This is a genomic window from Bradyrhizobium sp. 482_C4_N1_8 (assembly GCF_052075965.1).
Taxonomy (GTDB): domain Bacteria; phylum Pseudomonadota; class Alphaproteobacteria; order Rhizobiales; family Xanthobacteraceae; genus Bradyrhizobium; species Bradyrhizobium barranii.
The window spans coordinates 7,719,830-7,741,251 of sequence record NZ_CP197231.1 but is presented as its reverse complement, the minus strand read 5'-3'; the positions used below and the strand labels follow the sequence as shown (position 1 = coordinate 7,741,251).

General features: G+C 65.4%; 22 protein-coding genes. 14 read left to right on the top strand and 8 right to left on the bottom strand.

Annotated elements, in window-relative coordinates:
• Positions 1–84 precede the first annotated feature (84 nt).
• Together AB7Z56_RS36655 and AB7Z56_RS36650 are read right to left on the bottom strand one after the other, a co-directional pair.
• Entirely contained in the window at positions 85–1,383 is a 1,299-nt protein-coding gene (locus AB7Z56_RS36655) for a hypothetical protein (protein WP_063985401.1), read from the bottom strand.
• Between the two features lie 220 nt (positions 1,384–1,603).
• Positions 1,604–2,209, bottom strand: a complete 606-nt coding sequence (locus AB7Z56_RS36650; RefSeq protein WP_028151234.1) for a DUF1134 domain-containing protein — start codon at positions 2,207–2,209, stop codon at positions 1,604–1,606.
• A gap of 139 nt (positions 2,210–2,348) precedes the next feature.
• Between AB7Z56_RS36650 and AB7Z56_RS36645 the strand changes: the two genes are divergently transcribed.
• Positions 2,349–2,834, top strand: coding sequence for a YHS domain-containing (seleno)protein (locus AB7Z56_RS36645; RefSeq protein WP_063986679.1), 486 nt, complete (start codon positions 2,349–2,351; stop codon positions 2,832–2,834).
• 8 nt (positions 2,835–2,842) lie between these two features.
• Here AB7Z56_RS36645 and AB7Z56_RS36640 read toward each other — a convergent pair whose 3' ends face one another.
• On the bottom strand, positions 2,843–3,673 hold the full coding sequence (locus tag AB7Z56_RS36640; RefSeq protein ID WP_187387813.1) for a 3'(2'),5'-bisphosphate nucleotidase CysQ family protein: 831 nt from the start codon (positions 3,671–3,673) through the stop codon (positions 2,843–2,845).
• Positions 3,674–3,843: 170 nt separating this feature from the next.
• Here AB7Z56_RS36640 and chpT point away from each other — a divergent pair, with 170 nt between their 5' ends.
• From chpT to AB7Z56_RS36605, 7 genes are all read left to right on the top strand, one after another.
• A complete protein-coding gene (chpT, locus tag AB7Z56_RS36635; RefSeq protein WP_063985400.1) occupies positions 3,844–4,497 on the top strand; it encodes a histidine phosphotransferase ChpT in 654 nt (217 codons plus the stop codon).
• Positions 4,498–4,692: 195 nt separating this feature from the next.
• Positions 4,693–7,476, top strand: a complete 2,784-nt coding sequence (locus AB7Z56_RS36630) for a hybrid sensor histidine kinase/response regulator (RefSeq protein WP_441256755.1) — start codon at positions 4,693–4,695, stop codon at positions 7,474–7,476.
• Positions 7,477–7,503: 27 nt separating this feature from the next.
• Positions 7,504–7,977, top strand: coding sequence for a chemotaxis protein CheW (locus AB7Z56_RS36625; RefSeq protein ID WP_063979738.1), 474 nt, complete (start codon positions 7,504–7,506; stop codon positions 7,975–7,977).
• A 72-nt stretch (positions 7,978–8,049) separates the two neighbouring features.
• On the top strand, positions 8,050–8,415 hold the full coding sequence (locus tag AB7Z56_RS36620) for a response regulator (RefSeq protein WP_007600538.1): 366 nt from the start codon (positions 8,050–8,052) through the stop codon (positions 8,413–8,415).
• 74 nt (positions 8,416–8,489) lie between these two features.
• Positions 8,490–9,677, top strand: a complete 1,188-nt coding sequence (locus AB7Z56_RS36615; protein ID WP_063979739.1) for a protein-glutamate methylesterase/protein-glutamine glutaminase — start codon at positions 8,490–8,492, stop codon at positions 9,675–9,677.
• The gene (locus AB7Z56_RS36610; protein ID WP_063979740.1) at positions 9,674–10,546 is read left to right on the top strand and encodes a CheR family methyltransferase; all 873 of its coding nucleotides are present in this window, start codon (positions 9,674–9,676) and stop codon (positions 10,544–10,546) included. The genes AB7Z56_RS36615 and AB7Z56_RS36610 overlap by 4 nt, the downstream gene beginning before the upstream one ends.
• Before the next feature lie 294 nt (positions 10,547–10,840).
• Positions 10,841–11,284, top strand: a complete 444-nt coding sequence (locus AB7Z56_RS36605) for a hypothetical protein (RefSeq protein ID WP_231144256.1) — start codon at positions 10,841–10,843, stop codon at positions 11,282–11,284.
• A gap of 56 nt (positions 11,285–11,340) precedes the next feature.
• On the opposite strand, the gene AB7Z56_RS36600 is transcribed toward AB7Z56_RS36605, so the two are convergent.
• From AB7Z56_RS36600 to ctrA, 4 genes are all read right to left on the bottom strand, one after another.
• The gene (locus AB7Z56_RS36600) at positions 11,341–12,501 is read right to left on the bottom strand and encodes a glutathionylspermidine synthase family protein (protein WP_231144257.1); all 1,161 of its coding nucleotides are present in this window, start codon (positions 12,499–12,501) and stop codon (positions 11,341–11,343) included.
• Positions 12,502–12,586: 85 nt separating this feature from the next.
• A complete protein-coding gene (locus tag AB7Z56_RS36595; RefSeq protein ID WP_063985398.1) occupies positions 12,587–12,970 on the bottom strand; it encodes a hypothetical protein in 384 nt (127 codons plus the stop codon).
• Between the two features lies 1 nt (position 12,971).
• Positions 12,972–13,376: a DUF350 domain-containing protein gene (locus AB7Z56_RS36590; protein ID WP_014497691.1), complete on the bottom strand. Its 405-nt coding sequence runs from the start codon at positions 13,374–13,376 to the stop codon at positions 12,972–12,974.
• Between the two features lie 169 nt (positions 13,377–13,545).
• On the bottom strand, positions 13,546–14,247 hold the full coding sequence (ctrA, locus tag AB7Z56_RS36585; RefSeq protein WP_008138878.1) for a response regulator transcription factor CtrA: 702 nt from the start codon (positions 14,245–14,247) through the stop codon (positions 13,546–13,548).
• A 431-nt stretch (positions 14,248–14,678) separates the two neighbouring features.
• Between ctrA and fliI the strand changes: the two genes are divergently transcribed.
• The 6 genes from fliI (at position 14,679) to AB7Z56_RS36555 (ending at position 20,861) form a co-directional block, all read left to right on the top strand.
• Complete coding sequence (fliI, locus tag AB7Z56_RS36580) at positions 14,679–16,004, top strand: flagellar protein export ATPase FliI (RefSeq protein WP_038936482.1); 1,326 nt, start codon at positions 14,679–14,681, stop codon at positions 16,002–16,004.
• 121 nt (positions 16,005–16,125) lie between these two features.
• Positions 16,126–16,545 (top strand): flagellar export protein FliJ, encoded by a 420-nt coding sequence (gene fliJ, locus AB7Z56_RS36575; protein WP_008138882.1) that lies wholly within the window; start codon positions 16,126–16,128, stop codon positions 16,543–16,545.
• 180 nt (positions 16,546–16,725) lie between these two features.
• Entirely contained in the window at positions 16,726–17,271 is a 546-nt protein-coding gene (locus tag AB7Z56_RS36570) for a sigma-70 family RNA polymerase sigma factor (RefSeq protein WP_063985397.1), read from the top strand.
• Positions 17,272–17,308: 37 nt separating this feature from the next.
• Positions 17,309–18,370: an anti-sigma factor gene (locus tag AB7Z56_RS36565; protein WP_063985396.1), complete on the top strand. Its 1,062-nt coding sequence runs from the start codon at positions 17,309–17,311 to the stop codon at positions 18,368–18,370.
• A gap of 195 nt (positions 18,371–18,565) precedes the next feature.
• Complete coding sequence (locus AB7Z56_RS36560) at positions 18,566–19,525, top strand: helix-turn-helix transcriptional regulator (RefSeq protein ID WP_063985395.1); 960 nt, start codon at positions 18,566–18,568, stop codon at positions 19,523–19,525.
• Between the two features lie 115 nt (positions 19,526–19,640).
• Entirely contained in the window at positions 19,641–20,861 is a 1,221-nt protein-coding gene (locus tag AB7Z56_RS36555) for an NAD(P)/FAD-dependent oxidoreductase (protein WP_441256754.1), read from the top strand.
• A 270-nt stretch (positions 20,862–21,131) separates the two neighbouring features.
• Here the strand turns inward: AB7Z56_RS36555 and AB7Z56_RS36550 are convergent, their stop codons facing one another.
• A complete protein-coding gene (locus AB7Z56_RS36550; protein ID WP_014497685.1) occupies positions 21,132–21,335 on the bottom strand; it encodes a hypothetical protein in 204 nt (67 codons plus the stop codon).
• Positions 21,336–21,422: the final 87 nt, after the last annotated feature.

The following is a 21,422-nucleotide window of genomic DNA, read 5'->3' as shown; positions in this document are numbered from 1 at the left end:
AGGTGTCAAGTTTCCAGGCGCCTCGAGGCCGGAAAACCTTGCGTCAATCACGCGATTCGCGCGCGAAACCGTGGTTTGGGCCGCTTATGCGCCCTGCTGGCGGGCGCGGGAGGCGTGGGCCTGCAGCGCGCGGATGCGCTCGGCGAGCGTTCCGCCGCCCTCGGGCAGGGTGATTGCGGCCGCGCCATTGCCGGCGGCGTCATTGGCCGGGCGGGGCGCCGGTTTCGGGGGCTGGCCGGCCTCGGCCGCCAGCAGGGCCTCGATCGGCGAGTTCGGGCCTTCGAGCTGCATCGCGAGCTTCGCGACCTCGGCGGCGATGTCGTTGATGCGTTCGCGTAGCAATGCATTCTCCATGCGCTCGGTCGCCCAGGAACTCTCCGCCTGCTGCTGGATCGCATTGATGTCGCGCTGGAGTTTTGCGCGCTCGTCGCGCGCGGTGCGCAGCTGCTCCTCCAGCGCGGTCTTTTCCGCGCGGAGCGATTCGAACGCCGCCGACGATTTGCCGCCGCTTAAGCCGGCGATCTCGACGCGCAGCTCCTTGATGGTGCGATCATTGCCCTCATTGGCCTGGCGGAGCTGGTTGTTCTCGTAGTCGCGCTCGGCGAGCAGCTTGCCCTGCGTGGCGAGGCGGCCTTCGAGATCGGCGACGCGGCCCGACAGCATCTCGGCCTCTTTCACCTGCACGATCAGCTGGCGATCGAGCTCGGTGACGCGCTGGCTCAGATTCTCGACACGGCCGCGCGCATCGCCGAGCTCGCGGGAGGCGGTCTCGGATTCGGTCCGCTCCTGCGTCAGCCGCGCCTGCGTGGCGGCAAATTCCTTCTCGGCGTCGCCGACGCGATTTTTCAAGTTCTCGATCTGCGCGCGCACCGCGACCAGCTCGACCTGCCGGCTCTCCGCCATCATCGAGCGGTCGGACAGCTCGGAATTAATTTTTGCGAGCTCGCCCTGCTTGTCGGTCAGCGCGTTCTCGGCGGCGCGCAGGGCCTCGGTCTTGGCGCTGAATTCCTCTTCGGTGGCGCGGAGCTGCTCCTTCACCGCCTTCTCGCGCGCCTCCAGCGCGAAGATCGTGGCGTTCTTCTCGCCGAGCTCGATCTTCATGCGGTTGATGGCGTCGCTCTTCTTGCCGAGCTCGGCAAGCTGGCTCGTGGTCTTGTTCTTGAGCTGGTCGACGCTCATCTCGAGCCGCCGCGCCGACATGGCGAATTCGGCCCGGAGCTGGTCCTTGTCGGCCTGGATCTCGGCCATCGAGAGCGGCGTGGCGGCCTCGAGCCGGCGCGTGGTCAGGCGGACCGCGCGGTTATGCACCAGCGGCACGATGGCAAGCCCGCACAGCATCGAGAGCAGGAAGCCGATCGCCAGGTACATGATCGGTTCGACCATGGGGCCAGAACTCCGAAAGCAAGGAAAAATTTACCAAAGACAATGCATGGCGGGCCGGCAAAAAGCCAGCCCCGCCCTGTTGTTAACGTGAATCCGGAATCGGACCCGAGGAGGGAGCCCTAGAGCATGATCCGGGCCCGAAGGGCCGCGTCAGCGCAAAGTGCGCAGCGGCTTTCCGGAAAGATCATGCTCGAACAACAATCTAAAGCGCGATCGCGCTTTAGAACGGGTTCCAGGTCGCGCGCGGGGTGAATTTCAAATAGCCGATATTGGCGCCCAGCCGTAGCCCGAGGCCCGAGCGGATCGGCACCAGCACGATGTTGTTGGCGGTGAGCGCCGTCATGCCGAAGCCGCCGATGATATAGGCCGAGCCGTCGATGCCGGCGAAGCGCTGGTAGATCGCGTTGGTGGCGGGCAGGTTGTAGACCAGCGTCATGGTGCGCGCACCGTCGCCGCCCCAGTCGAAGCCGAGCGAGGGGCCCTGCCAATAGACGCGCAGGTCGCCGGCGTTCTTGGTGTAGAGCGTGCCTTCGCCGTAGCGCAGGCCGGCAACGAAGGCGCCGGACCCTTCCTCACCCAGGATATAGCCGTTGGGCAGGCCCCACTGGCTGACGGCCTTCTCGATGATCGAGGCGAGCCCGCGCGAGACGTTGCCGAAGAAGCGGTGGCCGGCGGTCACGAGTTCGTCCGGCCCATAGGTGCTGGGTGACGGGCTCCGCTGCGGCGGCGGCAAATTGGGCGGCGGCGGCTGCTGGGCGGAGGCCGGGACGATCCAGCCGACCAGCGCGGCAAGCGCGACCGCAGCAAGGCGTGATGCGAAAGTCATAAAAGAACCCCTGGTATCGAATGCCGCCGCTTCCTTAACCTGACGCCAACAGGCACGGCTCTAGGTTGCGCCGGATGTCCCCTCGACTCGGATGTTATCCGCAGCAACTATGACGGCACAACGGCAGGAAGATAGCCCTTTGCGCCCCGGAAATGCCTTGATCCGCCTCCTCGTCCGCCTGCTGGCGGGCATTTGGATCGCCTGCGCAGGTTTGCCGGCCGAGGCCGCCACCACCGAGCGGATCGTCGTCAACCGCTTCAGCGGCGTGGCGATCGAGGGGTTCGACCCCGTATCCTATTTCGTCGATGGCGCGGCCGTGCAGGGGACGGCCGAGTTCGAGGCGAACCTCTGGGGCGCGGTCTGGCGTTTCCGCAACGAGGGCAACCGGGCGTCCTTCCTGGCCCATCCCGAGATCTATGGACCGCAGTTCGGCGGCTACGATCCGGCCGACATCGCCCGCGGCGTCGCCGTCGCCGCCAATCCCCGCTTCTACGTGATTTCGGCGCAGCGGCTCTATCTGTTCAGCCGGGAGGCCAATCGCGATGCCTTCGCCGCCGACCCGGAGCGCTTCCTCTATGAGGTACGCAAGCGCTGGCCGGCGCTCCAGGATCAGCTTAGTCAATAACAGCTCAGTCAGTAGCAGCCTGCCGCCCGCGGATCGCCCCAGGCGATGAACTCCGGGATGATGAAGCCGGTGTCGCCGCGCTGGCCGAATCGGAGCTCGCCACCGTTGCCGTCGGTGACCTTGCCGCCTGCCGCCGTCACGACCGCGCAGCCCGCCCCGACATCCCATTCGCAAGTGGGTCCGAAGCGGGGATAGATGTCGGCGCTGCCCTCTGCGATCCGTCCGAATTTCACCGCCGAGCCGACCGTCTTCCTGACCGCATTGGGCCGGCCGTCGATGAACGCCTCGCTTCTGAGGTCGCCATGGGAACGGCTCACCGCCGCGATCCAGGGCTCGCCCTGCGTCGGCAGCGTGCGGGTGCGGACCGGTTCGGCAGCACCGATGTTCACGCCGTCGAACCTGACGCGCTCGGCGCCGCGGCCGACGATGCCGCGCCAGAGCAGGCCGAGTGCGGGCGCGGCTACGATGCCCAGCAGCGGCACGCCTTCGGTCACGAGGGCGAGGTTGACGGTGAACTCGTCGCGGCCGGCGACGAACTCCTTGGTGCCGTCGAGCGGGTCGATCAGGAAGAAGCTGTCGCGGAATGGCGGCGAGGCGAGCTGGGTCCGCTCTTCCGACAACGTCGGCACGTCGCCCGCAAGCTGCGCCAGGCCGTCAGCGATGATGCGGTCGGCGGCGAGATCGGCCTCGGTGACCGGCGAGCCGTCCTGCTTGCCGTCGACCCGCATCGCTGCGCGGTTGACCGCGAGGATCGCTTCGCCCGCCTTTACCACCAGCGCGGTGAGCGGCTCCATCAGGTGGGAGGCGGCCGGGCCGTCGATGATCCGTTTCACCTGCATGCCTCATTCATCGGCAATTCCATCCTACTCGACTGATTCGCCGCGGCTTTAGGGCCGCTTCGAGCCGATCGCAAGCTAGCTGCCACGGGCTTGCGAATGTTAGAACCTGCGGCATTCGTCAAGCATGCGTGATTCGCCGCGTCCGCGCCGTGCAATTCCAGGAACCCTTTATGTCTGACGCTTCGTCACCCGGTACCGCTACCGCTCCAGATGCGCTCGAACTCGCCGCGCTCCTGTGCTCGCGGGTCTGCCACGATCTCATCAGCCCTGTCGGAGCCATCGTCAATGGGCTCGAAGTGCTCGACGACGATCCCAAGCCCGAGGATCGCGAGTTCGCGCTCGATTTGATCCGCAAGAGCGCGAAAACCGCCTCCGCCCGCCTCCAGTTCTGTCGCCTGGCCTTCGGCGCGGCCGGCTCGTCCGGCGCGCAGATCGACCTCGGCGATGCCCAGACCATGGCGCGCGGCCACATCGAGGACGGCAAGTGCTCGATCACCTGGAATCTGCCGCGGCTCTTGCTGCCGAAGAATCGCGTCAAGCTGCTGCTCAATATGCTGGTTGTTTCCCAGCACACGATCCCGCGCGGCGGCATGCTGACGATCGACCCGATCGGTGACGGCGAGACCATGAGCTTCCGCGTCACCGCGACCGGTCATAATGCGCGCCTGCCGCAGAACATCTCCGAGCTCCTGAGCGGAGAGCGCGGCCCGGCCGCGGATGCGCACGCGATCCAGCCTTATTATACGCGGCTGTTGGCGGAGGCTTGCGGGCTCACCGTGAGGCTCGCGCACGAGGGCGAAGCGATCACCATTACCGCGTCGTAAGCGCGCCGCCGCCCTCAAACGTTAATCGAATCTTTACAAGGCGCTTCGGCTTGTCCGGAGCGCCTTATCTCTTTGTTGGTTCCGTTCTTTTGCACATACTCAACCATTATTAAACGCTTTGCGGTGAAGCTGGCCCCATTCCGAAATGGCGCATCACAAGTCGTGCGCGCCCTCCCTGTATGAAGGCCTGTTTTCATGGATGATCTGTTGCGGGAGTTTTTGACGGAGACCAGCGAGAGCCTGGACACCGTCGACAATCAGCTGGTGAAGTTCGAGCAGGAGCCGAACAACGCCAAGATCCTGGATAACATCTTCCGCCTGGTCCACACCATCAAGGGCACGTGCGGCTTCCTCGGCCTGCCGCGGCTTGAAGCGCTGGCACATGCCGGCGAGACGCTGATGGGCAAATTCCGCGACGGCATGCCGGTGACGGGGCAGGCCGTGACGGTGATCCTGTCCTCGATCGACCGCATCAAGGAGATCCTCGCAGGCCTCGAGGCGACCGAAGCCGAGCCCGAGGGCACCGACCGCGATCTCATCGACAAGCTGGAAGCGATGGTTGAGCAGGGCATGGCCGCAATGGCGGCTGGCAGCGCTGCTCCCGTTGCTGAAGCGCCGCCGCTGGTGCCGGAAGCTCCGGCCGAAGCCAAGGCCGCACCTGCCAAAGAGATGACGCAGGGTTCGCTGATCGACCAGACCCTAGAGCGTCCGCTGCGTCCGGGCGAAGTCTCGCTCGACGAGCTCGAGCGCGCCTTCCGCGAGACCGCGATCGAAGCGCCGGCTCCTGTCGCCAAGGCCGAGCCCGCGCCGGCTGCTGAAGCTCCGGCGCTCGCCGCCAAGGAAGCTGCGAAGCCCGCCAAGGAAAAGGCCGCGCCGAAGAAGTCGACGGCCGACGAGAATGCAGGCGAAGGCGCCAGCATCGCCAACCAGTCGATCCGCGTCAACGTGGATACGCTGGAGCATCTGATGACCATGGTCTCCGAGCTGGTCCTGACCCGCAACCAGCTGCTGGAGATCTCCCGCCGCAACGAGGACACCGAGTTCAAGGTGCCGTTGCAGCGCCTGTCCAACGTCACCGCCGAGCTGCAGGAAGGCGTCATGAAGACGCGCATGCAGCCGATCGGCAATGCCTGGCAGAAGCTGCCCCGCATCGTCCGCGATCTCTCGAGCGAACTCGGCAAGCAGATCGAGCTGGAGATGCACGGCGCCGACACCGAGCTCGACCGCCAGGTGCTCGACCTGATCAAGGACCCGCTCACCCACATGGTGCGCAACTCCGCCGACCACGGCCTGGAGACCCCCGCCGAGCGGCTCGCGTCCGGCAAGGGCGAGCAGGGCACCATCCGCCTGTCCGCCTATCACGAGGGCGGTCACATCATCATCTGCATCGCCGACAACGGCCGCGGCCTCAACACCGAGAGGATCAAGGCCAAGGCGATCTCCTCCGGTCTCGTCACCGAGGCCGAGCTCGAGAAGATGAGCGAAGCCCAGATCCACAAGTTCATCTTCGCGCCGGGCTTCTCAACCGCGGCCGCCATCACCTCGGTCTCCGGCCGCGGCGTCGGCATGGACGTGGTGCGCACCAATATCGACCAGATCGGCGGCACCATCGACATCAAGTCGGTGGCCGGCGAGGGCTCCTCCGTCACCATCAAGATCCCGCTGACCTTGGCCATTGTCTCGGCGCTGATCGTCGAGGCCGCCGGCGACCGCTTCGCGATCCCGCAGCTCTCGGTGGTCGAGCTCGTCCGTGCCCGCGCCAACAGCGAGCACCGCATCGAGCGTATCAAGGACACCGCCGTCCTGCGCCTGCGCAACAAGCTGCTGCCGCTGATCCACCTCAAGAAGCTCTTGAAGATCGACGACGGCGCGGCCTCCGATCCCGAGAACGGCTTTATCGTCGTGACCCAGGTCGGCAGCCAGACCTTTGGCATCGTCGTCGACGGCGTGTTCCACACCGAAGAGATCGTGGTCAAGCCGATGTCGACGAAGCTGCGTCACATCGACATGTTCTCCGGCAACACCATTCTGGGCGATGGCGCTGTTATCATGATCATCGATCCCAACGGCATTGCCAAGGCGCTCGGCGCCGCCGGCTCCTCGGCCCATGACATGGGCGACGAGAACGGGGCGCATCACATCGGAAGTGGCGAGCAGACCACCTCGCTCCTCGTCTTCCGCGCCGGCTCCAGCCAGCCCAAGGCAGTCCCGCTCGGGCTCGTCACCCGTCTGGAGGAGCTCCCGGCCGACAAGATCGAGTTCAGCAACGGCCGCTACATGGTGCAGTACCGCGAGCAGCTGATGCCGCTCGTCGCCATGGAGAGCGTCACCATCGCCAGCCAGGGCGCCCAGCCGATCCTGGTGTTTGCGGACGACGGCCGCTCCATGGGCCTCGTCGTCGACGAGATCATCGACATCGTCGAGGAACGGCTCAACATCGAGGTCGGCGGCTCCGCCTCCGGCATCCTCGGCTCGGCCGTGATCAAGGGCCAGGCCACCGAGGTGATCGACGTCGGCCACTTCCTGCCGATGGCGTTCGCCGACTGGTTCACCCGCAAGGAGATGAAGCCGTCGCAGCACTCGCAGTCGGTGTTGCTGGTCGACGACTCGGCCTTCTTCCGCAACATGCTGGCCCCCGTGCTGAAGGCGGCCGGCTACCGCGTCCGCACCGCGCCGACCGCGCAGGAGGGCCTGGCTGCACTGCGTGCGCAGAGCTTCGACGTGGTCCTGACCGACATCGAGATGCCCGACATGAACGGGTTCGAGTTCGCCGAAGTGATCCGCTCCGACACCAATCTGGGCGCGATGCCGATCATCGGCCTGTCCGCGCTGGTGTCGCCGGCGGCGATCGAGCGCGGCCGTCAGGCCGGCTTCCACGACTATGTCGCCAAGTTCGACCGTCCCGGTCTGATCGCGGCGCTGAAGGAACAGACCGCGGGCGCCGCCGGCGCCTCCGAGCTGAGCCGGGCAGCGGCGTAACGGCACTGGGGATCAGGAGATACCGCTATGAGCAACAAGAAGACGCAGATCGGCGAAGGCGCCATGGTCGAATACGTCACCGCGATGATCGGCGGCCAGCTGTTCGGCCTGCCGATCTCCCGCGTCCAGGACGTGTTCATGCCCGAGCGCGTCACCCGCGTTCCCTTGTCCTCGCGCGAGATCGCGGGCGTGCTGAACCTGCGCGGCCGCATCGTCACCGTGGTCGACATGCGCGCCCGGCTCGGCCTGCCCAAGCCCGAGGACGGCAAGACCCCGATGGCGGTCGGCGTCGACCTGCGCGGTGAATCCTACGGCCTCCTGATCGACCAGATCGGCGAAGTGCTGCGGCTTGCCGAGGCCGGCATGGAAGAGAACCCCGTCAACCTCGATCCCCGCATGGCCAAGCTCGCCGGCGGCGTCCACCGCCTCGACGGCCAGCTCATGGTCGTCCTCGACGTCGATCGCGTCCTCGAGCTCGCGCCCGAGATGATGGCGGCCTGATACGGCGGCATCGCCGCCGACGGACTCGCAATTGGAAGTATCCCCACAAGGGGGTAGGAAGCAGAGGTTCACATGCGCACTTGTCTCGTCGTTGATGATTCCAGCGTCATCCGCAAGGTTGCGCGCCGGATCCTGGAGGGCCTCGACTTCCAGATTCTCGAAGCCGAGGACGGTGAGAAGGCACTGGAGGCCTGCAAGCGCGGCTTGCCCGATGCCGTGCTGCTTGACTGGAACATGCCGGTCATGGACGGCTACGAATTCCTTGGCCATCTCCGGCGGATGCCCGGCGGTGACCAGCCCAAGGTGGTGTTCTGCACCACCGAGAACGACGTCGCGCACATCGCCCGTGCGCTGCACGCCGGCGCCAATGAATACATCATGAAGCCCTTCGACAAGGACATCGTGACGGCGAAATTCCAGGAAGTCGGGCTTATCTGAGCGAACATCCGGAGGCTGAACGGATCCTTCGGCGATTGTTTCAACTGAACCGTTTCAGTCTGAGTTGGTGAGTAATGAGTGTTGCGTTCGCAGGTAATTCGACCACGGGTCCGTCGCGCGACGCCGGGCCGCTGCGGGTGATGGTCGTCGACGACTCGGTCGTCATACGCGGTCTGATCTCGCGCTGGATCGGTGCCGAGCATGACATGGAGGTCGCGGCCTCGCTGCGCACCGGGCTCGAGGCGGTCAACCAGCTCGAACGCATCAATCCCGACGTTGCCGTGCTCGACATCGAAATGCCCGAGCTCGACGGCATCTCGGCGCTGCCGCAACTGCTGGCGAAGAAGCGCGATCTCGTCATCATCATGGCCTCGACGCTGACCCGCCGTAACGCGGAGATCAGCTTCAAGGCGCTGTCGCTCGGTGCGGCGGACTACATTCCGAAGCCGGAGTCGACACGCGAAGCGTCGGCCGCGGACATCTTTCATCACGACCTGATCCAGAAGATCCGTCACCTCGGCGCGCGGCTGCGCCGCAGGCCCGCAGTCGCGAGCCCGCCGCTGGCGCCAGCGACCCCGGCTGCACGTGCGCCGGCTGTCGTGCGGCCCGCCGCGCCCGCACCGACCCTGCATGCGCCGTCGTCTGGGGTGCTGTCCACGCGCCCGTTCTCGGCCCACGCACCGAAGGTGCTGTTGATCGGCTCCTCGACCGGCGGTCCGCAGGCGCTGATGGCGCTCGTCACCGAGCTCGGCCCGGTGATCGACCGCTTCCCGGTGCTGATCACCCAGCACATGCCGCCGACCTTCACCACCATTCTCGCCGAGCACCTGGCGCGCGCGAGCCGCAAGCCGGCGGCCGAGGCGGTCGACGGCGAGCCGGTGAAGCCGGGACGGATCTACCTCGCGCCCGGCGGCAAGCACATGCGTGTCGTGCGCAGCGGCGCTGACGCGGCGATCGCGCTCGACGACGGTCCCGCCGTCAATTTCTGCAAGCCCGCGGTCGATCCGCTGTTCACCTCCGCCATCGACATCTGGCACGGTAACATCCTCTCGGTGATCCTGACGGGCATGGGCTCGGACGGCATGCGCGGCGGCAAGGACATCGTCGCCGCCGGCGGCAACGTGATCGCGCAGGACGAAGCCTCCAGTGTGGTCTGGGGCATGCCGGGCGCGGCGGCCAATGCCGGCATCTGCGCGGCGATCCTGCCGCTCAACCAGATCGGCGCCAAGGTCAACCGCCTGTTCGCGGGAGACCGCTCGTGACGCCGGTTGACTACGAATATCTGCGCAAGTTCCTGAAAGAGCGCTCCGGCCTCGATCTCTCCGCCGACAAGCAGTATCTCGTCGAGAGCCGGCTGCTGCCGCTTGCCCGCAAGGCGAGCTTGCCCGGGATTCCCGATCTCGTGCTGAAGATCAGGAACGGCGACGGCCGGCTTGCGACCGACGTGGTCGAAGCGATGACCACCAACGAGACCTTCTTCTACCGCGACAAGATCCCGTTCGATCATCTGCGCGAAACCATCCTGCCGGGCCTGCTCCAGGCGCGCGCGGCGCGCAGGTCGCTCCGCATCTGGTCGGCGGCCTCGTCGACCGGGCAGGAGCCCTATTCGATCGCGATGTGCGTGAAGGAGATGGGCGCGGCCTTCGCCGGCTGGCGCATCGAGATCGTCGCCACCGATCTGTCGCAGGAGGTGCTGGAGAAATCCAGGGCTGGCATCTACAGCCAGTTCGAGGTGCAGCGCGGCCTGCCGATCCAGCACCTGATGAAATACTTCACGCAAGTCGGCGAGCTCTGGCAGCTCAATGCCGACATTCGCGCGATGGTGCAGTTCCGTCAGCTCAATCTGTTGCAGGACTTCTCCCATCTCGGCACGTTCGACGTGATCTTCTGCCGCAACGTTCTGATCTATTTCGACCAGGACACCAAGGCCGTGATCTTCGAGCGCATGGCGAAGGGACTGGAAGCCGACGGTACGCTGCTGCTTGGCGCCGCCGAATCCGTCGTCGGCATCACCGACGCGTTCCGCCCGATCACCGAGCGCCGCGGTCTCTATCAGCTCAATCCCGCGCGCTCCGGCCGTCCGATGGGCGGATTGATGCCGCAGCCGCTGAAAATCGCAGCGGCGAGGTGATTCGCCGAACGACAGGCAATCTCACTGAACGCCGTCGTCGCGAATGATCGGCAACAACTGGCGGATATCGTTCCGTCAGAGTGCGTGACGCTTCACACGCGTTTGAGCATTGCGGATTACTCGACTACCGCGCAATAGAGCTCGTGCCGCGATGCAATGCAATCGCGGCCCTGATCAGCATCTGACGGTTGTGCTATGCTGGCGATGGTCCCGCCGAACCGAGGCGGGATTTCATTCCATCATGAATTGTACTGAGGAGGACATACCATGCGAATGTCTTGTGCCTCGTATTTCTTGTTCGCGGCGCTTTCGTTGCCCGCCACTGCTCTCGCTGGCGAGCAGGTCCTCGAATTCAAGCTTGTCACCAAGCCGATGGACTTAAAGGTCACCGAGGTCGCGAACGTCGAAGGTCAGACGGTCATGTCTGGCAAAATGTTTGGCGTTGCCTTCTTCAAGGACGGCCGCGTTGCGGTGAAGGACTTCGTCCACTCCGCCGACCTGATCAAGGGCTCAGGACCCATCTACGGCTACAGCACCTACACCTTCGACGACGGATCCTCGATCACGGCGCGCTACGCCGGCGCGATCAAGGATGGTCGGGCGAAAGGCGAATACACGATCCTGTCGGGCACCGGGGCGTATGCAAACGCGACGGGCACGGGCGGCTTCGAAAGTGCGCAAGCCGGCTTCAAGGGCGCGGGCCTCTACGACGGGAGATTCATCGTCAAGACACCCTGAGTAAGCACGCAAGTCTCTGCGCTCGCGTCCCGTTCCGATGAGGTCGCGAGCGCATTTCACAAAATCCCATGCGGCAGAAACCGCGAGCGGTTGCCGGTGATCGGGCTCTCGTCCTCGCGGATCGACAGGCCGCATGGCTCGTGGTTCACCAGCCAGCTTCCCACCACCACATAGAAGCCCGAGAAATTCGGCAGCGGCGACAGCGCCTGCCGCACGAAACCTTCTGCGCCGTAGGGGCCTGCCTGCTCGTCGAGCGGCGTGCCTCCGGACACCAGCGTGACATTGGCGCCTTCGCGCGACAGCAGCGGCTTGCGGACGTAGGAGCTGCCGAGCTCGGCTGCCCGCGCGTCGTCCTCGAAGAAGGCCGGCAGCAGATTGGGATGGTTCGGAAACATCTCCCAGAGCAGCGGCAAAATGCCCTTGTTGGAGAGCACCGCCTTCCACGGCGGCTCGATCCAGCGTGTCGGCGCACTCATCAGCTTGGCGCCGAAGGCGTCGTGGAACATCCATTCCCAGGGATAGAGCTTGAAGGCGAGCGCGATGTCGCCGTCGTCGAGATCGACGAAGCCGCCAGGCTCGTCGCGCCAGCCGATCTCCTCGATGTCGAGCAGTCTGGTCGAGAGCCCCGCCTGGCGCGCGGTGTCCTCGAGATAAGCGAGCGTGCCGGCGTCTTCCTCGTTGCCGGTGGTGCCGGTGAGATGGACATGGCGGCCTGCGGCAATCTCCTTCCACGCCGCGATCAGCCGCTCGTGGATGGAGTTGAACTGGTCGGCGCGCGCCGGAATGATGCGGCGTTCGATCGCCTGTTCGAGCCAGGTCCATTGAAACACCGCAGCCTCGAAAATCGAGGTCGGCGTATCCGCGTTGTATTCGAGCAGCTTTGCAGGCGACTGTCCGTCGAACTTCAGATCGAGCCGGCCATAGAGGCTGCGGTCGTCGCGCTCCCAGCTCTCGGCGATCAAGCTCCAGAATGCCTCCGGAATCTTCAAGCGTCGCAGATAGCGCTCGTCACCGATCACGCGGCCGGCAAGCTCGATGCACATCGCGTCGATCTCGGCTGTCGGCGTCTCGATGCCGCGCTCGATCTCGTCGAGCGTGAAGGCGTAATAGGCGCTCTCGTCCCAATAGCGTTCGCCGTCGATGGTGTGGAAGGCGAAGCCGCATTGTTCGGCGGTCTGCCGCCAGTCGTCGCGCTCGGGGCAGACGATGCGTCGCATGTTATTTCCTGCGCATGATCTCCGCGCAAACGCGTTCCGCGTTTGTCGCGAGGGAAAATCGGTGGCCGCTTTTCCGGATCATGCGCTAGCCGCCGCCCGAGAAGCCATGGCCGAACGAGCCGAAGCCGCCACGGCTCACGCTGCTGGAGCCTGAGTCCGAAGAGGTGCCCGATGAGGAATGGCTCGAGGAATCGCTGCTGAAGAAGCTCGATCGCGACGACCAGCGCGAGCTGCTGCCGCCCGATGAACTGCTGCTACTGCTGCACGTCGTGGTCGTCTGGCCCGGCACGGCTCCTGGCGAGGGCTCGCAGTGCTGCCGCGGCATCAGCGTGTAGGCGGTGGTGCCGACCGCGATCGTGCCCATCACCAGCAGCGCGACATGGCCGGAGCGCTTCACCGGCGGCCCCGATGGCGGCGCCACGGGCGCCGGCCGGCGCTTGCCGAACTCCTTTTTGGAGGGTTTGGCCATGTCAGTAGATCATGCAGGCGGCGTTCAACAGGCCCGCCGCGAGGGAGGACAGCCCGAGCCAGATCGCCGGCGCAAGCTCGCCTGCGGCAATCCGCGCCGACAGGTTCGGCACCGGGACCTTCACCAGAAAGAGCACGATGATCTGCACGATCAACGCGATGACCGCCCAGATCAGGCAGTCCAGCACATTGGCCGAATGCGCGATCGCGCTGACCAATGGCGCCACGAAGCCGAGCAGGCTGAGACCGAGCGCGATCGCGGCGGCCGGCTCGTTGTCGCGGATGAGCTGGAACTCGTTGTGCGGGGTGATGCGGGTGTAGACGAACAGATACGCCACGATCGCGATCAGGCCGGTGCAGAAATAGACCAGGAAGGCGGGCAGGCCGGCCAGTGATTGCAGGATCATCGTTCCCCCATCGTGCAGCGACCATTCGTCGGCGGGGGGAGGATAGCGGTTCAATGGCGCAAGGACGATGAGGCCGCGTTGGCGTCCCAAAAAACAAAACCCCGCCATTTGCGGCGGGGTCCAGGCTGGGAGGAGCGAGCCCCGGGGGCTCGCGACGTAAACTTAGTGATCAGGCGGGAATGCGCTCTTCGTGCTCGTGCGGCTCGCGCAGCACATAGCCGCGGCCCCACACGGTCTCGATGAAGTTGCGGCCCTCGGAAGCGTTGGCGAGCTTCTTGCGGAGCTTGCAGATGAAGACGTCGATGATCTTCAGCTCGGGCTCGTCCATGCCGCCATAGAGATGGTTGAGGAACATTTCCTTGGTGAGGGTCGTACCCTTGCGGAGCGAGAGGAGCTCCAGCATCTGGTATTCCTTGCCGGTCAGATGCACGCGCTGGCCGCCGACTTCCACCGTCTTGGTGTCGAGGTTGACGACGAGGTCGCCGGTCTGGATGACCGACTGGGCGTGACCCTTGGAGCGGCGCACGATCGCGTGGATGCGGGCCACCAGCTCGTCCTTGTGGAAGGGCTTGGTCATGTAGTCGTCGGCGCCGACGCCGAGACCCTTGACCTTGTCCTCGATGCCGGCGAGGCCGGAGAGGATCAGAATCGGTGTCTTGATCTTGGAGACCCGGAGCTGCTTGAGCACGTCGTAGCCGGACATGTCGGGCAGGTTGAGGTCGAGAAGAATAATGTCGTAATCGTATAACTTACCGAGATCGACGCCTTCTTCCCCCAAATCGGTCGTGTAGACGTTGAAGCTCTCAGACTTCAGCATCAGCTCGATCGACTGCGCGACGGCGCTGTCATCTTCAATCAGCAAAACGCGCATGCCAGTTCCCCATAGTCGCCGCTCCTGGGCGTCAGGTCGGCCGCATTCGCGGCACTCAACAAAACGCCTTTGAACAACTGATTCGGATCCTGACAACAGATGGTTAACAAACTCTGATTCTGGAACGCAAGTCCCCCCGGTGCAATTTTTGTCGAATCGCCCTAAGGTCTTGCGCGCGAAGCAGCTTTCGTCACCCCGTATCGTTCAAGTTCCACTTTAAGAGACGGGCCTAACCGACTCCCGCGACTCAGCCTTCTTCTGAAGGGGAGTCACGCTCAGTCACAAAGACAGTGACGCAATGATTAACGATGCGGGTAAACACGAAGTTAAGCGCCGTTCAGAAATATGGCGAAACTTAAGTCTTTCGCCATGAAGCCCGGGATCGGAGGCGATCACCTTATGAAGGTCCTCTTATTAAAGGCGCGCCCCTGATGAAGGCTCTTGCCGAACAGATCGGCGACATCGACGGCGTCAACATTTATGGCCGTGTGGTCGGCGTTCGCGGCCTGATGGTCGAAGTGGCCGGACCCATTCACGCGATGTCGGTCGGTGCGCGGCTCGTGATCGAAACCGGCGCGAACCGTTCCATTCCCTGCGAGGTGATCGGCTTCTCCGGCAACAACGCTGTCGTGATGCCGTTCGCCGGCCTGGACGGGGTGCGCCGCGGCTGCAAGGCCGTCATCGCCAATGCGGCCAATCAAGTGCGTCCGTCGTCGGCCTGGCTCGGCCGCGTCGTCAACGCGCTGGGCGAGCCGATCGACGGCAAGGGGCCATTGCCGCAGGGCCCGGCGCCGATGCCATACCGCAATTCGCCGCCGCCGGCGCATTCGCGCAAGCGCGTCGGCGCCCCGCTCGATCTCGGCGTGCGTGCGATGAACACGTTCCTCACCTGCTGCCGCGGCCAGCGCATGGGCATTTTCGCAGGGTCCGGCGTCGGCAAATCGGTGCTGCTGTCGATGCTCGCGCGCAACGTCGATGCCGCGGTCAGCGTCATCGGGCTGATCGGCGAACGCGGCCGCGAGGTCCAGGAATTTTTGCAGGACGATCTCGGCGAGGAGGGCCTGGCGCGCTCGGTCGTGGTGGTCGCGACCTCGGACGAGCCGGCGCTGATGCGGCGCCAGGCCGCCTATCTGACGCTCGCGGTGGCCGAATATTTCCGCGACGAGGACAAGGACGTGCTGTGCCTGATGGACTCGGTGACGCGCTTCGCCATGGCCCAGCGCGAGATCGGCCTGTCCGCCGGCGAGCCGCCGACCGCCAAGGGCTATACGCCGACCGTGTTCACCGAGCTGCCGAAGCTTCTGGAGCGCGCGGGGCCGGGCCTGGGCGAGGGGGCGATCACCGCGATCTTCACGGTGCTGGTCGACGGCGACGACCATAACGAGCCGATTGCGGATGCCGTCCGCGGCATCCTCGACGGCCATATCGTGATGCAGCGCTCGATCGCAGAGCGCGGCCGCTACCCCGCCATCAACATCCTCAAATCCGTCTCCCGCACCATGCCGAAATCGGCCGATCCGCAGTTCTGGCCGACCATCCAGCGGGCCCGCCAGGTGATGGCGACCTATGCCGACATGGAGGAATTGATCCGGCTCGGGGCCTACCGGGCCGGCTCCAGCCCCGAGGTGGACGAGGCGATCCGGCTGCACGAGCCGCTGGAGGCGTTCCTTCGCCAGCGCAAGGACGAAAATGCATCACTGGCGGACGGCTACCGCCAGTTGGCGCAAATCCTCGGTGATTTGGAAACGGAACGCTAACTTTGTCAGGTCATCATCCGCTCTCACAGAGTAGCAGAGCCGGTCTTGGCCTCAATCGGGCCTGTGGGGAGACCGGTGACGTCCCACGTGCAGCCAGGGGACTTCTGGGGAGTATGAGTCGATGAAGTCACGTGATACCCTCATCCGCCTGAAGAAATTTCAGGTCGACGAGAAGCGCCGCCGGGTCACCCAGATCGAGACCATGATCGCCGACTTCCAGCGGATGTCGACCGATCTTGAACGCGAGATCACGACCGAGCAGGAGCGTGCCGGGATCAACGATCCCTCGCACTTCGCTTATCCGACCTATGCCAAGGCCGCGATTCAGCGCCGTGAGAACCTGACCCGCTCGGCCGACGAACTGAAGGGCCAGCTCGACGAAGCCAAGGCCGCGCTGGCCGAAGCCTTCGAGGAACTGAAGAAGGTCGAGCTCCTCGACGAGCGTGACCAGGCCCGCGAGCGCGCCGAAGAAAACGCCCGCGAGCAGGCCGACCTCGACAGCATCGGCCTGATGCGCGCCCGCATCGGCGCCGTCGCCTGACGACGCAACCAGCGGTCCAACAGCCGAGAATTCGTCGAACCCGGACCCGCAAGGTCCGGGTTTCGCGTTTGCTATCCACAGTGTGGCGCGCCGCCCCTTGGTGATGGGCTTTGCCGCGCGCTATGGTAGCGGAGTGCCAGGGCCTGCGCCGAACGCGACAGGCCGTGTGTGGGGGGCTGAATGCTGACGCCAGCAGAGCTGGTCGGGCTGATTGAGGCGGTCGCCAGGGGCGATCAGGCCGCGTTCGAGCGCCTCTACGTCGCCACGCGCGCGAAACTCTACGGCGTTGTGCTCCGTATCTTGCGCCGACAGGATCTCGCAGAGGAGGTCATTCAGGAGACCTACGTCAAGATCTGGAACGGCGCCGGCCAGTTCAATCCGGCCTTGTCGTCACCGATCACATGGATGGCATCGATCGCGCGCAACCGCGCCATCGACATCGTGCGCAAGAAGACGGAAGTCTCTATCGAGGAAGAGCCGCAGGCAATGGAAGTCGCTGCCGACAGCCCCGATCCGCTGGCGCGGAGGGAGATGACCGAGGAGTTGAAGCGGCTCCTGGAATGCATCGGCCGGCTCGAGCCGGATCGTCAGAGGCTCGTGCTTCTCGCCTATTACAACGGCTGGAGCCGCGAGCAATTGGCGGAAAAATTCGCCGCGCCCGTCAACACGGTGAAGACGTGGCTCCGGCGCAGCATGTTGGATATCCGCGAGTGCCTCGGACTATGAGGGCTCGCATTGTGAGGGTGGTTCTGGACTGGAAGTGATGGCCTACACGGAGGACCATATCGCGCTCGCCGCGGAATATGCGCTCGGTACGCTCGACGCCGATGAGCGCGCGCAGGTCGAGACCATGATGGCCGTGGACAAGGCGTTCGCCGATGTCGTGCAGGCCTGGGCTTACCGGCTCGGCGTCCTCAACCAGATGGTCGGCTCGGTCGAGCCGCGTCCGATCGTGTGGGAGAACATCCGGTCCGAGCTTGCGCGGACGGACTTTGCGCAGGAGACGCCTGCGCCGGAAGCTTCGCCGCCGCCGCCACCTGTGCCCGAGTCCTCCTCGATCGAAGCTGCACCGCCTGAGCTGGCGCCGGACGCCGTGCCGCAATCGGAGCTGCAGCCTTCCGAAGCAGAGCAGCCCGGGACGGCGCGGCCGGCACCCGATGCGCTTCCCGACATCGCGCCGATATTCATGCCGCAGGTCCATGCACCCGATCCTGACGTCGCGCGCGCGCCGCCGGCGCCGGTCGCCGACAACAGCAATGTCATCCGGCTCGAGGGCCGCGTGAAACGCTGGCGCACGATCGCCTCCGCGGTGGGCGCGCTTGCGGCTGCACTGCTGGTGACGCTGTCGCTTCAGATCTTCCAGCCCGATGCGCTGCCGGGCGGCTTGCGCCCGGCGCCGCGCATCCAGACGGTGGAAGTGAAGACGCCGGCGGCGCCGCTCACGGCTGCTGCGCAATATGTCGCGCTGTTGCAGGGCCAGGGCGGCGGTCCCGCCTTCATCCTCACCGTCGACGGCGCGACGCGGAATTTCACCGTGCGCAAGGTGGGCGCGACTCCGGAGGCCGGCAAGAGCTTCGAGCTCTGGCTGATCTCCGACAAGCTGCCGCGTCCGCGCTCGCTCGGCGTGATCGGCGCGGGCGATTTCACCGCGCGCCCGGTGCTCGGCTCCTTCGATCCCGAGGTCGTCAACGGTGCGACCTACGCCGTCACCGTCGAGCAGGCCGGCGGCTCGCCCAACGGCCAGCCGACCTCGGCTCCGGTGTTTTCCGGCAAGCTGATCGAGACCGTGCCGCCGTCTCAGCCGCAGGCGCCCGCGAAGAAGTAGGTGTCGTGGCGCCGTAGCCCGGATGGAGCGCACACGGCGCTCGACCGTCGCCAAGGTCCGTCCAGCCGTCGCACCCCGACAAGTCCCGCCGAATCCACTCCCGCGTTGAACCTCCCCGCAATCCACGGCGTCAAATGCCCGGAATTTGCAGTCGGCGCCGCACATCATGGCGCCGGAAAAGGGGCTAGAAGTCAGATGGATGCAGCTAAGACGCCGGGCATCTTCGTCCACCAATATGCGGGCCTTCCGCATGGTCCGGCCTTCGAACATTGGCGCGAGCGGGCCTTCGGTCCCTGCGGTCTCGACGTCGGGCCGAGCCATGGCGACAGCATCGATTGCCGGCTCCAGGTCAGCGTGGTCGACAATATCGCGTTGGCAATTCCCGAAGGTGCCTCCGCGCAATATTCGCGCACGCAGAGCCATCTTGCCGACGGCAGCGACGATCTGGTCCTGATCGCCGCGCATGCGGGTCTTGTCCGCGTCGGGCAGAACGGCCACACCGTCGAGCTTGCGCCCGCGCAGATGGTGCTCATCGACATGGGCGTCACCGGCACCGTCGGCCACACCCAGGAAGATCGCTTCACCAGCATCCGCATGCCGCGCCGCGCGCTGCTCGACATCAATCCGCGTGCCGAGGACAAGCTGTCGCAAGTGCTCTCGGATGGCGCGGTGGCCGAGACGATCTTCCGCTACCACGCACTCGCCGCCAATCACGCGCCGCATCTCGACGCCGTCGGCCAGCGCCTGACCGCGCAGCACGTGATCGATCTCGTCGGTCTGCTGCTCGGCACCGATGCGGAGCATGCAAGCCTCGCGCGCGGTCGCGGACATGCGGCGGCCCGTCTCGATCTCATGCGTGCCGACGTGATGGCCGCGCTCGGCCGCAACGATCTCTGCCTGTCCGAGATCGCGACGCGCTCAGGGCTCAGCCCGCGCCAGGCGCAACGCTTGTTCGAGCAGGCCGGCACGACCTTCACCGAATTCGTGCTGGAGCAGCGCCTGGTGCTGGCGCGCAAGCTGCTCGGCGATCCCCGCGCGAGGGCGCGCAAGATCAGTGACATCGCGCATTCCTCGGGTTTCTCCGACCTGTCCTATTTCAACCGCGCCTTCCGCAAGCGTTTCGGCGCGACGCCATCGGAGCTGCGCGAGACCTGAGCCGCGATTTTATGCAGCGGAGCGGCGCCGCCGCAGTTGGTCGATCCGGTCGAATGAGCTATATCTGCCTGCGCGGGCAGGCCGCCGGAATTCTTGGACAAAGCAGTAAACGGACATGGCGCGTATCGTCGTGCTCGGCGCGGGGTTTGCGGGTCTATGGGCGGCCATCGGCGCCGCGCGCAAGCGCGACGAGATCGGCGCGGCCGGCCGTGACGTCGAGATCCGTGTCGTCGATCGCAATCCCTATCACAACATCCGGGTGCGCAATTACGAGGCCGACCTTAGCGAGGTCGCACTGTCGTTGCCGCAACTGCTCGATCCGATCGGCGTCACTCATGGCATTGGCGAGGTCGAAGCCATCGACCCGGCACGGCGCGAGATTTCTCTCGTCACGAGCGGGGGCGAGGAGACGCTGAGCTACGACCGCCTGGTGCTGGCGCTCGGCAGCGAAGTGATGCGTCCCGCCATCCCCGGCCTTGCCGAGCATGCTTTCGATGTCGATACCTATGCCGCCGCGCTCATCCTCGAAAATCATCTCGTCTCGCTCGGACACAGCGCGCCCTCGCCGGGGCGCTCGACTGTCGTGGTGGTCGGCGCCGGATTCACCGGCATCGAGGTGGCGGCCGAGATGCCGGACAGGCTGGCGCGCGTCGGCATCACCGGCAGCCGCCGCATCGTCCTGGTCGATCCCAACCCTGCGGTCGGCGCCACCATCGGCGCGCATGCGCGTCCCGTCATCGAGACGGCATTGGCCTCGCTCGACGTCGAGACGCGGCTTGGCGTGCGCGTCGTGTCCGTCGAGGCCGCCGGCATGCACCTGAGCTCGGGCGAGTTCATCCCGGCGCAAACCGTGATCTGGTGCGCCGGGATGCGCGCGAGCCGGCTGGCCGAGAGCTTCGCGGGCGCGCGCGATCGCCTCGGCCGCCTGCTGGTCGATCCTTTCATGCGGGTGGCCGATGTGCCGGGCGTGTTCGCCGCCGGCGACGTCGCCTCGAGCGTGGTCGATGGACTGCACCCGACGGTGATGTCCTGCCAGTTCGCCCGTCCCATGGGCCGCTTCGCCGGTCACAACGTCGTAGCCGATCTGGCGGGCCTGCCGATGCTGCCGCTGCGCATCGATTGTTACGTGACCGTGCTCGACCTCGGCGGCTGGGGCGCGCTCTATACCGAAGGGTGGGATCGCGAGGTTCGCACCACTGGCGCGGCCGCAAAGGCGACCAAGCAGACCATCAACTGCAAGCGCATCTACCCGCCGCTCACCGGTAGCAAGGCCGAGCTCTTCGCTGCGGCAGCACCGACGGTCCAGGCGCCGCCGCCGACTTATGGGGCGCGGTAGATTTTGATCGGGGCTGGTTGGAGGATCGCGGCTGTGCCAATTGCTCCGTCATTGCGAGCGTAGCGAAGCAATCCAGAATCTTTCCGCGGCGACAGTCTGGATTGCTTCGCTACGCTCGCAATGACGAGGTACCCCAGACATGAGAAAGCGCCCGTGGGGGGCGGGCGCTTTCCGTAGTCGACTTGGGGTTGGGGTCGTCTACATATCCACGTGGCGACTTTGGGGGGCTGGTAAAGAGCCGCGTGAATTCACAAAACTCGTCAAATCTCCTTATCGAACGAGGGATGCGTTCGAGCTGGTGATAACAACCGGCTTGCCGGCCTTGATGACGCGGGCGGTCTGGGTCAGACCTTCGTCCGAACCCGTGCGCGCCGCCGTGATGCCGAAGCCTGCCACCGCGATGCCGGCGACGAGGGCTACGACCACGATTTTCAAGTGGGTCGAGCGATCGGCGCTGTAAATCGAGTGGTTCATGGAAGGCTCCTGCCGCCATCTACCCGAAGTAGTCGCTACCCTGTTGGGGGAGGTTCATGCTTCCGGTCCCCAACAACCTAGTATTGG